Origin of the sequence: Mycobacterium sp. 360MFTsu5.1 (genome assembly GCF_000383495.1) — a bacterium.
GTDB classification, from domain to species: domain Bacteria; phylum Actinomycetota; class Actinomycetes; order Mycobacteriales; family Mycobacteriaceae; genus Mycobacterium; species Mycobacterium mucogenicum_B.
This window is the reverse complement of record NZ_KB911472.1, coordinates 1-11,441: the sequence shown is the minus strand read 5'-3', so window position 1 is coordinate 11,441 and position 11,441 is coordinate 1. Positions and strand designations below refer to the sequence as shown.

The following is an 11,441-nucleotide window of genomic DNA, read 5'->3' as shown; positions in this document are numbered from 1 at the left end:
GGTCACTCCCCCCTTTCAATTCGCGGACCGCCAGGCGCATTGGCCGGGTTCGGGGTGAACCGGACATCCGGGATCATCGTCGCCGGGTCACGGCCCCACGACTGTTCCAGAGCCCGAGCCATGCCCGAGAGTCCCGTGCCGGTCAGGATGCCGTTGTCGATGGCGCTCAGCGTCAGGTCGAGGTGCAGCGAGATGTTCATGTAGTCGCCGCGGATGACCTTCGGGATGTTGTCGATCGGGAAGGGCAGCGTGAACAGCAGCTTCATGGCCGGCACCAGGTTCGGTGACGTCTTGGCGATCTGCTTGAGCGCCCGCTGCAACGTCGCCAGGTTGGTGTGGAGGTTCGCGTTGCTCTTCGACAGCGTGGTGTCCGAGGCCTTCGACAACCGGCCCAGCGCCAGCAGGGCGTTCGAGAACAGATCCTGGGTCTTGTTGAAGTGCTCGATCAGCGGCGGCGTCTCGGTCAGCACCCGGTCCAGGGTGTCGTTGCGATCCGCGACCACCTTCAGCAACGTGTCGCTGGAGCGGATGGCCCGCGTGATGTCGTCGCGCTGCTGATTGATCTCGTCGGTGAAGGTGTCCAGCCGGTGCAGGAACTCTTTGATCTGATCCGCGCGCCCGTTGAGGATGTTGTAGACCTCGGACTGGATCTTCTCGACGTTCGGCACACCGCCGCCGTTGAGGATTCCGGAGATACCGGCCAGCGTCCGCTCGATGGTCGGGTACGCCGACGAGTTCTTCAGCTCGATGGTGTCGCCGTTGCGCAGCGGCTGCGACGACGGGTCGGCCGGCGGGTCCAACTCGAGGTGCTGGGCACCCAGCAAGCTGGTCTGGCCGATCTTGGCCTGCACGTTGCGCGGCAGGTTGATGCCGGGGTTCAAATCCACGGTGAGCGTGGGAACCCAGTTCTTCAGCTCGATCGCACGCACGCGGCCGACGAACACGTCGGCCACCCGGACCCGGCTGTTGGCGTTGAGGCCCAACGTTTCCGGCATCTGGATGTAGATCGTCGAGTGGCCCGCCTCCGTGCCCGGACCACCGGGCAGCGGCACGTTCGCGATACCGCGCCAGCCGCAGGAGCTGAGGATCAGCGCCGCTGCCGACAACATGCCGGCCCGCCGGGCGTTACGCGCCCATCCGCTGCGGCGCGGCGATGCCGAGGGTGACTTCGGCCCCATGGACCCGGTCATCATTGGCCTCCAACTTCGGCAGGAAGTGCGGGTCCGGCCGGCGCGGGCGCCGGAGCCGGTCCTGGTGCGGGCCCAGGTGCCATGGCACTCATCGGGCTCGGATCGTTACCCGGTCGCGGCGGCGAGACCGGTCCCGGCTGCGGGTACCACGGCGGGGGCAGCGGGCTGCTCTCGTTGTAGGCGTTCGGCGGACCCGACATGTTCACGCCACCGGTCGGCGGAATGATGTCCGGGCCACCCATGAGCTCGTCCAGCGACTCCGGCGTCAGCAGGTCCTGCGTCGACTGTCCGACCTTGAGTCCCTGCATGCCCGGCGCGGTGATCCAGCCCGGCTCGTGCTGGCCGTGCGACCACGGGGTATCGGGCGAGAACACGCCCGGCACGGTGGTGTCCTTGTACCCGCCCGGGGGCTGCAGGCGCGGCTCCGAGTAGGTGACCAGCTTCGGCAGCGTCATGGCGGTGGTCGCCATGTTGATACCGAACGGCAGGTAGTTGAACTTGATCGCGTCCATGACCGGCGCCAGGTACTGCGCGCACAGTTCGGCGGAGTCCTGGTAGCCCAACCGGCTGCCGGCCTGGATCGAGCTGCAGATGAACTGCAGCGGGTTCGAGAAGTTGGTCACGCCCGGCAGCACACCGGAGGCGATCAGACCGCCGGTGGCCGGCGAGTAGATGTTCTCGAGGTTGGCCAGGAAGTTCGGGTAGGCGTGCAACGCCCGTTCCAGACCGTCCCGCGGCTCCGGCTGCAGGATGGCCGTCGTCGCCTCCGAGACATCGTTGATGTCGTGGGCCAGCACGCTGCCGTTCTTGTCCAGGAAGCTCCTGGTCGTCGTCATGACCTGGTTGAGGTCCTTGAGCGCCGACGCCAGCTCCTGGTCGGTGTTGGTGAACTTGTTCGTGAACGAGGCCAGGTCGTTGTTCAGCGAGACGAACTGCTGGTCACTCTTGTGCAGCGCGTCGACGAACACCGCCAGGCTCTTGATCACCTGGAAGAAGTCACCGCGGCCGGTGTTCAGGGTGGTCACCGCATCCGACAGACCCTTCAGGGTCTTGTTGAACTGAGCGCCCTTGCCCTCGAAGCCGTCGGCGAACGATTCGATGATGTCGCCGAACGGGCCCTTCGGTTGCTCCTTGGTCGGACCCAGCTCGGCGAGGATGCGCGTCAGCTGGTTGCGCAGCTCGTCGTACTCGATCGGGATCTGGGTGCGTTCCTTCGGGATCACGGCGCCCTCGGCCATCGTCGGTCCGCCGGTGTACGGCGGCGACAGCTGGATCACGCGCGATGCGACGAGGCTGGGGTTCAGCACCGACGCCGACGCGTTCTGCGGCACCTTGAAGTGATTCGAGTAGTGCATGACGACCTTCATCTGGTCGCCGTGCGCCTCGATGGTGTCGATGGCCCCGACCTCGACGCCCATGATCAGGACCTTGTCGCCCGGATACAGCGCGAGGACCTCGGGGAAGTACGCCGTGATCGTCGTGGTGGTGATCTTGCGGTACAGCTGCAGACCGAAGAAACCGAGCAGCACGATCGCCACGAGCGCGATGGCACCACCGATGACCGTCCCCTTGGACAGGTTCGGCTTCTTGATGTTCCGGATGCTGAAAACAGTCGACATCGTGGCGGCCCTATCCTTGCGACCCTGGCGGGAGGAACGGCGGGTTACCCGGCAACGGCGCGGTACCGGCCGGACCGGCGTTGGGACCAGGTCCCGGCGGCGCCGGCGGCGCGATCAGCGGCCCGGGAATCGGAGCGAATCCAGGCGCGATGTCGCTGTCACCGGGCTGCGGCGTCAGCGGAACCGTCCGGGCACCGACGGGTGCCGGCGGCAACGGCACCGGCGTACCGGGCACGTTCTCAGCCGGTTGTCCCGGGAAGGCGGCCGACGGCACACCGGGTCCGGTGGGAACCCCGGCCGGGTTCGGCGCCGACGGGACGACGTCCGGCGGCCCGTAATTGCCACCGAACGGGTTGTTCCCGAACGGACCGACAGTGAGGTGCGAGCACGGCAGCGGATCGGCCGGCGACGGATCGGCACCCGGTCCGGGTGTGTACGAGCACGGCGAGCCGGGAGGCACCGCAGGCCCCGGATGCTCCGGTGTGCCTTCGAGCTTCGGCGGAGCCGGCGGCGGCGCACCGTTGGCGAAGCGCTTGCCGTTGGGGTCCGGCCACTGCGCTTCCGGCAGACCGGCGCTGCGCCAGAAGTCCTCGGGGTTCAGTCCACGCTTCTTGAACGCGGCGTCCACGAAGGGCTGCATCAGCTGCGGCGGCAGGATGTTCTCGACCATGACCTTGAAGTACGGGCCGGAGGCGATGGCCTCCGACAGCGAGGCCACGAACTTGCCCGCCGACACCAGGGTGTCCGCCAGGTCCTGCTTGCGGGCGACCAGGATGTCACCGATGGTCCTGAGCTGTTCCAGGACGTGGTTGATGTTCGGGTTCTCGTCGATGGTCGCCTTCAGCTGGTGCGACACCCGGGAGACGCGCTCCAGCAGCAGGCTGATGGCCTCACCGCGCTGGTTCAACGAGTGCAGCAGCGCCTGGGCGTTGACCAGCAGCGCGTTCACCTGGCCGCTGCGGTCGCCGAGGATCGTGGCGATCTTGTTGGCGTTGCCGAGCAGCGAGCGGACCTGCTCGTCACGCTTGCCGATGGTCTCGGACAGCTTCTGCACGCCCTCCAGCGCGGCAGTGAGGTGCGGCGACGTCTGATCGACGGTCTCGGACAGGACGTTCAGCGATTCCTTGACGACCTTGGTGTCCCAGCCCTGCGAGGCCCGGGTGACGTCGAAGATCGCGTCGTAGATCTGGTACGGCGTCGAGGTCTGGCCCAACGGCAGGGTGCCGCGCGGCGCCAGCTTGTGGGTGCCCTTGGCCTCGATCTCGATGGCCTTGCGACCCAGGATGGTCTCGGTCTTGATCAGCGCGCGGCTGTCGGTACCGATCGTGTTGGTACCGATGTCGAAGCCGATGATCACCTTGTCGCGATCGATGTCCATGCTCTTGACCGTGCCGACGTTGACACCGTCGATGCGGACGTAGTCGCCGACCACCAGGCCGCCGGAATCGCTGAACTGGCCGTAGTACGTCGGCGAAGCAAACAGCATGGGCACCTGGGTCACGGACGCACCCACGGCCGTGACGAGCACGACGGCCGCCAGACCCATCATGCCTCTGCGGACCCGATCGGACCCTTCTATGGACCTCACTTCGGCGTGCACCTTCCCGACGGCTGGTTGGTGAGCTTGACTGTGCGCACGGGGCCACCCGGCTGCAGACCGTTCATCTTCAACTCGATGTCGCAGACGTAGAAGTTGAAGAAGTCGCCATAGACACCACCGGAACGACCCAGGATTTTCAGCGCCTGAGGCACCTTCTGCAACGTGTCGTTGAGCTGTTCCTTCTGATCGACCAGCGACTGCTGCGTGGTCTCGAGGTAGCCGAGCGTGCTGTGCAGCAGTTCGCGGTTGTCGCCCAGCAGGTCGGCGAGCGAGCCGGCCGCGTTGCTGATGTTCGCCACCGAGTCCGCGATCGGATCGGAGCGCTTCTTCAGCCCGGTGACCAGGGACTCGAAGTTCTTGATGGTGTCGTCGAACTGCTGCTGGTGCTTGACCGTGGTGTCGAGCACCGTGTTGAGGTTCTTGATCACCTCACCGATCGCCTGGTCCTGCTCGCCGATGGTCGACGAGAACGACGCGGTCTGATCGAGGATGTTGTTGATGGTGCCGCCCTCGCCCTGGAAGATCGTGATGAGCGACGAGGCGATGGTGTTGACCTTCTGCGGATCCAGCGACCGGAACAGGGGCCGGAAACCGCCCACCAGGGCATCCAGGTCCAGGGCCGGCTCGGTGCGGTCGACCGGGATGGTGCCGCCCGGGGGCAGCACCTGGTTGCTGTCACCGCGGCGCAGGTCCAGGAACCGGTTACCGATCAGATCCAGGTAGCGGATGTGTGCCGTGGTCCCCTGGTACAGCGACAGGGACTTGTCGACGGTGAAGTGCACCTTCGATTTGCTGCCACCGTCGATGAGCTCGACCCCGGTGACCTTGCCGACCTCGACGCCGTTGGCGCGCACGAACTGGTCGGCCTTCAAACCGCTGCTGTTGGTGAAGATCGCCGAGAACTCGTTGGTCCGGCTGAACCGGAACTGCCCGAAGACGATGAAGATGCCTGCTGTGAAGGCCAGCAGGACCGCGGAGAAGATGGCGAGTTTGAACGCCGTGCCCTTGATGCTCATGGGTTGATCGTGTTCTCCCCGTCTTGACGACCCCAGACGTACTCCGATGCGAACGGCGATCCGAGACCGAAGTGGTTGTACGGCGCGATCGACGCGCCGGTGTCCATCACCATGTAGGGCATCGGGAGGATGTCCTTGGTGACCGTCCAGCAGCCCGGGCGTCCCATCGGACCGCCGGAGGCGTTGATCCGTGGGAGGTTGTCCGGGTACACGTACTGGTTGGCCGCACCGACGAGCTCGGTGTGGGTCACCAGCGAGTAGCCGTTGCCGCCGAGGCCCTTGGCCGCGGCCGGCGCACCGGCGGCGAATCCGCGGAACAGGCAGTCGAGCTCAGGGGCGTACTTGTCGAGCACCCGGGACGTCGGCAGCAGGTCCTCGGCGCCGCGGACCAGGTAGGGGCCGCCCCGCTCGAGGATGTCACCACCGGTGTTGCCGAGGCCGACGGCCGACATGAGGGCCTGGTCGATGGTGCCGCGCTGGTCGTTCAGGGTGCGCTCGGTGGTCACCGCGTTCTTCAGACCGTCCCACAGATCCGGCGAGGCCTTCGAGTACACCTCGGACAGATCGGCGAGGGCCTTGGTGTCGTGCCGGATGGTCGGCATCCGCTGGTTCAGATCGGCCAGGATGACGTTGCCGTTGACCAGCGACTGCCCGAACTTGTCACCGAGGCCGTCCAGCGCCTGCGCCGCGGCGGTCAGGGTGGCGTTGAGCTTGATCGGGTCGACCTGCTCGGAGATCGCCGTGATCGTCTCGAACAGGGTGTTGAGCTCGGTGGTGACGCAGGCCGTGGCCGGCGTCGGCGGCGAGCACTTGGAGACGTCGATGGTGTCGCCGGTCTTGAGCCGGGCGGCCTCCGGATCCGTCGGCGAGGTGAACGAGACGTACTTGCTGCCGAAGACCGTGGTGGCCAGCAGCTTGGTGTTGACGTTCTTGGGCAGCAGCGCGAGGTACTTCGGGTCGACGTCGAGCTGCAGACGTGCCTTCGTGTCGTCTTCCTTGCCGATGACGTCGATGACCTTCACACGGCCGATGGGCACGCCGTTGTAGGTGACCTTCGAGCCCGGGTCCATGGACAGCCCGGACCGGGGCGACACCACGTACAGCTTGGCCTTGGTGTCGAAGTAGCCACGGAACTGGAACCAGACCACGACCAGGACGAGGGCGGAGATCACGGCAAGGACGACACCGACGACCTTGTACGGCGGGGTGCGGTCGGTGTTGAGCGGGGCGTGGACCTGCCCCTCGGCGACCGGCGGCTTCGGCTGTGGATTCGTCATCGCGTCACACCGTCAGGTTGAAGTTCGGGTCGGTGCCGTACAGCGCCAACGAGAAGAGCAGGACGACAACGACATTGGAGATCAGCGACGTACGCATCGAGCGGCCCACGGCCTCGCCCACGCCGACGGCACCGCCGCTGGCGTAGTAGCCGAAGTACGCGTGGTTGAGCAGCACCACCATCGACATGATGATGACCTCGAGGAACGACCACATCACGTCGTCGACGCGCAGGAATGTGTGGAAGTAGTGCTCGTACGTACCGACCGACTGACCGTAGAAGAGCGTCGTGACCAGCTGGGCCGACAGGAACGACAGCAGGATCGCGAGCGCGTACAGCGGGATGATGACGACCATGCCGGCGATCAGGCGGGTCGACACCAGGAAGGACAGGGACTTGACGCCCATGACCTCGAGGGCGTCGACCTCTTCACTGATGCGCATGGCGCCGAGCTCGGCGGTGGCGCCGGCGCCGACGGTCGCGGCCAGCGCCGTACCGGTGACGACGGGTGCGACGACGCGGATGTTCGCCAGTGCGGCGAAGAAGCCGGTGAACGCGGCGACACCGATGTTGCCCAGGGAGGCGAAACCCTGAATGGCGATCAGCGAGCCCGCCGCCAGGGTGACGAAGCCGATGATGGCGACGGTGCCGCCGATGACGGCCATGGCGCCGGTGCCCATGCCGACCTCGGCGATCAGGCGCAAGACCTCTTTGCGGTAGAAGCGCAGAGCGTGCGGGATGTGCCCGACGGCCGTCACGACGAAGACCCCGACGTGGCCGAGGCTGGCGAGCAGGCGGCCCGGCGCGCCACCGAATTCCTTGACGCGCGAGAAGACCCGGGGGAACCGGCCCTGCAGAACTGTCGATGTGCTCATGTCGCTACCCGGCCTGCGTTCCGAACTTGATACCGATGGTGGTGAGCACGACGTTGACCGCGAACAGGGCGATGACGCAGAGCACCAGCGTTTCGTTCACCGCGGTACCCACACCCTTCGAGCCGCCCGCCACGGTGAGTCCGCGGTAGCAGCCGACCAAGCCGGCGATCAGGCCGAAGACCGTGGCCTTGAGGACCGAGATCACGACTTCGGGGAAGCCCGTCAGCAGCGTCAGCGTCGACACGTAGGCGCCGGCGTTGACGTTCTGGATGTACACACCGAAGAAGTAGCCACCGACCAGACCGATGATGATCACCGCGCCGTTGAGCATGAAGGCCACGAAGGTGGAGGCGACCACACGCGGGACGACCAGGCGCTCGATCGGGTCGATGCCGAGCACCTCCATGGCGTCGATCTCTTCACGCACCGTGCGGGCGCCGAGGTCGGCGCAGATGGCCGTCGAACCGGCACCGGCCACCACGAGCACCGTCACCAGCGGTCCCAGCTGGGTGACGGCACCGAGGGCGGCACCGGCGCCGGACACGTCGGCCGCGCCGAATTCACCGAGCAGGATGTTCAGTGTGAAGATGATCAGCACCGTCAGAGGAATGGAGACGGCCAAGGTGGGCAGGAACGCCACCCGGATCAGGAACCAGCACTGAAGGATGAACTCCTTCCACTGGAACGGCCGCGAGACCAGCGCCTTGAAGGTGAGGATGCACATCTTGACGAAGCCGCCCACCTTGGTGAATGGCTTGTCGAGCTGGTCCTTGAGATACCCGACCAGGGAGTTGTCCGAGGCTGTCACAGATCAGCCATCCCTTCCGGAAAACGGCCGTTCCGCGGCGTCACGCGTGGCACGTCCCCTCCTTAGCCACTAGCACAAACTGAGTGATTTCCGTCTCGCTACTCCCGAGTAGTAAGACGGACCACAGGAGAGTACCCGATACAGCGCGTACCCCGTGACCCAACTGAGGGATAATTGCGTTCGGTTTCAGCAAACGCGACATAGGCCCATCCGCCCTCCACTCAGGTGGTCGAATTCGTCAGCGCTCCGTCACTTGCCGCGCTCACGACACACTTGTATCACCGAACCGCTCGCGGAGTTCCGTTTTAAGGACCTTGCCAGAAGGATTTCGCGGCAGCGCATCGACGATTTCCAGTGCTTTCGGGTGCTTGTATCGCGCCAGCCGTTCGGTCAGAAAATCGTCGAGATCCGCCAGGGTCAGGGCACTTTCGCTCCCGGCGTTCCCATTCGGCGCCATGGCGATGACGGCCACCGGGACCTCACCCCACTTTTCGTGCGGTCGTCCGATCACCGCGACTTCGGTTATCGCGGGATGTGCGGCCAAAATGTTCTCTACTTCTGCACAGTAAATATTTTCGCCGCCGGAAATAATCATGTCTTTTTTACGATCGACGACCCAGATGTAACCCTCTTCGTCCTGGCGAACCAAGTCACCGGAATGGAACCAACCACCCGCGAAAGCCTCGGCCGTCGCCTTCGGGTTGTTCCAATACCCGGCCATGAGAGTCGGGGCACGGTAGACGATCTCCCCGACCTCGCCCACCGGAACGTCATTCATGTTGTCGTCGACGACACGGGCGGCCACCGTCGGAATGACCCGGCCGACCGACCCGAGCTTGCGCAGCGCGTCCTGGCTCAGAAGCATGCACGTGACGGGTGACATCTCGGTCTGACCGAACGCAGCAAAGATCTGCGTTCCCGGGAACGTCGACGCCATCTCCCTCAGAAGAGTGTCCGACGCGGGCGCCGCGCCCCACGAAAGAACGCGCAACGCCACCTTGCGCGGCTGCGCCTGCTGGGCCGCGCACACGGCCTGCCACTGCGCCGGAACCAGGAAGATCGACGAGACGCCCTCGGCCTCGAGCACGTCGAGCAGGGCGCCGGGATCGAACGCGCCCAGTGGATAGATGACCGTCGGCAGACCCAGGAGCAGGCCACCGATCATGTTGCCGATGCCGGCGATGTGGAAGAACGGGACGCCGATGAAGCCGACGTCGTTGTTGATGTCCGGCGCGATCGTGAAGAGGTTCGTCATCGCCTGGCCCATGATGTTGACGTGCGTCAGCACGGCGCCCTTCGGATACCCCGTGGTGCCCGAGGTGTACATGATCAGCGCCGGAGAGTCCTCGGGGATGTCGACGGGCGCGGGTGGTGCGCCGTCTTCGGCGAGGACGTCCTCGTAGCCCAGGACGTTCCCCTCGGTGGCGCCGCCGGCGACGATCACGGTGGCCAGCGACGGTTCCAGCTCCCGCACCGCGGTGGCGACCGGGGCCAGCACCTGCTCGGTGATCACGGCCTTCGGGTCGCAGTCGCGCACCAGGTAGGCGATTTCGGGCGGCGTCATCCGGAAGTTGACCGGCACCGCGATGGCACCGAGCACGTTGGCGGCCAGGAACGCCTCGACGTATTCGGTGCGGTTCAGCATCAGGATCAGCACGCGGTCGCCGAAGCCGACCCCTCGACGGCTCAGTGCGCCCGCGAGCTTGGTGACGCGTCGCTGCAGCTCACCCCAGGTGACCGTCTGGCCGACGAAACGCAGCGCGGTCCCCTCCGGCTGCATGAGGGCGTGCCGGGCGAGGTGGGTGGTCCAGTTCTGCCGGCGGGCCAGGTACGGCTGCTCGAGTGGTGCGGATGACACGGTCTGCTCCTGTGCCTCGATCGGCATCGCGGTGAAGTCGAAGTGATCGCGACACACGATGCTGATATTTGATCAAATATAGTGTTGCCGCCGTCACAATAGGGCGCGCACACCATCCGGACAACCGCCGGGTGCCCCTACCCCGCCGACAAGAAGGACTGCCGTGAACGTCTCGGCGAAACCACGACCCGGCCTCGAGCGGGCCCGTCGGCGCGAACAGCTGTCCGACGAGGTAGCGGCCCATCTCCGGGCGGCGATCATGTCGGGCACCCTGCGGCCGGGCACCTTCGTCCGGCTCGACGAGACCGCGGCTGCGCTCGGCGTCAGCATCACGCCGGTCCGCGAGGCGCTGCGCACCCTGCGCGGTGAGGGCATGGTCGAACTCGAACCCAACCGCGGCCATGTGGTGTCCGCGTTCACCCGCGACGACATCGCCGACATCTTCTGGCTGCAGGCGACCATCGCCACCGAGATCGCCGCGAACGCGGCCCGGCGGATCACCGAACCGGCCATCGCCGAACTCGACCGGCTCACCGACGAACTCGCCGACGCCGTCGCCACAGGAGACGTGGACGCGATCGCGTTGGCGGAGTTCCTGTTCCACAAGGAGTTCAACCGCGCCGCGGGCCGGACCAAGCTGGCGTGGTTCCTGCTGCACGCCGCCCGGTACCTGCCGGTCCGCATCTACGCCACCGACCCGCAGTGGGGCGCGGCGACGGTCGCGAATCACCGCGAATTGGTTGCGGCGTTGCGGGACAGGGACTTCGATGAAGTCGTCCGACAGACCCGCCGTCAGTTCGACGACGCCGCCGCACGGTTGACCGGCCGCCTCGACGAACTCGGGTTGTGGCCTTCGGACTAGAGGGCTAGCTGTACTGACCACGGACGTTAGGTACGGCGTGGCGTGGTGACATGAAGAAGACCTCCGAGTGAAGTGCGAGCTGTCGAGGAACGCACCAACTCATCTCGGAGGTCTTCATGTCCCACCGTAATGCTCCTTTGTCCGATACCGGGCGTCTGCGCCTGGCTCGCTGCGTCGTGGAGGACGGTTGGCCGCTGCGGCGAGCTGCCGAGCGATTCCAGGTCGCGGTGAGCACGGCGGCTCGCTGGGCCGGCCGCTACCGCGAACTCGGCGCTGCCGGCATGAGCGATCGCAGCTCACGACCGCACCACAGCCCCAACAGAACACCCACACGAAC

At 65.9% G+C, this 11,441-nt stretch carries 10 protein-coding genes; 2 read left to right on the top strand and 8 right to left on the bottom strand.

Features of this window, described 5'->3' with window-relative positions; all coding sequences use genetic code 11:
- Positions 1 to 2: 2 nt before the first annotated feature.
- The 8 genes from H289_RS0123875 to fadD5 form a co-directional block, all read right to left on the bottom strand.
- Positions 3 to 1,190: a virulence factor Mce family protein gene (locus H289_RS0123875; RefSeq protein WP_502685712.1), complete on the bottom strand. Its 1,188-nt coding sequence runs from the start codon at positions 1,188 to 1,190 to the stop codon at positions 3 to 5.
- Entirely contained in the window at positions 1,190 to 2,809 is a 1,620-nt protein-coding gene (locus tag H289_RS0123870) for a virulence factor Mce family protein (RefSeq protein WP_020103361.1), read from the bottom strand. Before H289_RS0123870 ends, H289_RS0123875 begins: the two co-directional genes overlap by 1 nt.
- A gap of 10 nt (positions 2,810 to 2,819) precedes the next feature.
- Entirely contained in the window at positions 2,820 to 4,397 is a 1,578-nt protein-coding gene (locus H289_RS0123865) for an MCE family protein (protein WP_029105659.1), read from the bottom strand.
- On the bottom strand, positions 4,394 to 5,425 hold the full coding sequence (locus tag H289_RS0123860; RefSeq protein WP_020103359.1) for a virulence factor Mce family protein: 1,032 nt from the start codon (positions 5,423 to 5,425) through the stop codon (positions 4,394 to 4,396). The genes H289_RS0123865 and H289_RS0123860 overlap by 4 nt, the downstream gene beginning before the upstream one ends.
- A complete protein-coding gene (locus H289_RS0123855) occupies positions 5,422 to 6,702 on the bottom strand; it encodes an MCE family protein (RefSeq protein WP_020103358.1) in 1,281 nt (426 codons plus the stop codon). Before H289_RS0123855 ends, H289_RS0123860 begins: the two co-directional genes overlap by 4 nt.
- 4 nt (positions 6,703 to 6,706) lie before the next feature.
- Entirely contained in the window at positions 6,707 to 7,576 is an 870-nt protein-coding gene (locus H289_RS0123850) for an MlaE family ABC transporter permease (RefSeq protein ID WP_020103357.1), read from the bottom strand.
- 4 nt (positions 7,577 to 7,580) lie between these two features.
- On the bottom strand, positions 7,581 to 8,384 hold the full coding sequence (locus H289_RS0123845; protein WP_020103356.1) for an MlaE family ABC transporter permease: 804 nt from the start codon (positions 8,382 to 8,384) through the stop codon (positions 7,581 to 7,583).
- Positions 8,385 to 8,646: 262 nt separating this feature from the next.
- Complete coding sequence (gene fadD5 / locus H289_RS31195) at positions 8,647 to 10,269, bottom strand: fatty-acid--CoA ligase FadD5 (protein ID WP_051128581.1); 1,623 nt, start codon at positions 10,267 to 10,269, stop codon at positions 8,647 to 8,649.
- A gap of 136 nt (positions 10,270 to 10,405) precedes the next feature.
- Between fadD5 and H289_RS0123835 the strand changes: the two genes are divergently transcribed.
- Positions 10,406 to 11,104, top strand: coding sequence for a GntR family transcriptional regulator (locus tag H289_RS0123835; RefSeq protein ID WP_020103354.1), 699 nt, complete (start codon positions 10,406 to 10,408; stop codon positions 11,102 to 11,104).
- A 116-nt stretch (positions 11,105 to 11,220) separates the two neighbouring features.
- A partial coding sequence (locus tag H289_RS32610; protein WP_155944247.1) for a leucine zipper domain-containing protein occupies positions 11,221 to 11,441 on the top strand: 221 nt, incomplete at its 3' end.

Bases quoted from the DNA above. Each gene is read 5' to 3' on its own strand.
- H289_RS0123875 (WP_502685712.1), bottom strand. From the start codon at position 1,190: ATGACCGGGTCCATGGGGCCGAAGTCACCCTCGGCATCGCCGCGCCGC.
- H289_RS0123870 (WP_020103361.1), bottom strand. From the start codon at position 2,809: ATGTCGACTGTTTTCAGCATCCGGAACATCAAGAAGCCGAACCTGTCC.
- H289_RS0123860 (WP_020103359.1), bottom strand. From the start codon at position 5,425: ATGAGCATCAAGGGCACGGCGTTCAAACTCGCCATCTTCTCCGCGGTC.
- H289_RS0123855 (WP_020103358.1), bottom strand. From the start codon at position 6,702: ATGACGAATCCACAGCCGAAGCCGCCGGTCGCCGAGGGGCAGGTCCAC.
- H289_RS0123850 (WP_020103357.1), bottom strand. From the start codon at position 7,576: ATGAGCACATCGACAGTTCTGCAGGGCCGGTTCCCCCGGGTCTTCTCG.
- fadD5 (WP_051128581.1), bottom strand. From the start codon at position 10,269: ATGCCGATCGAGGCACAGGAGCAGACCGTGTCATCCGCACCACTCGAG.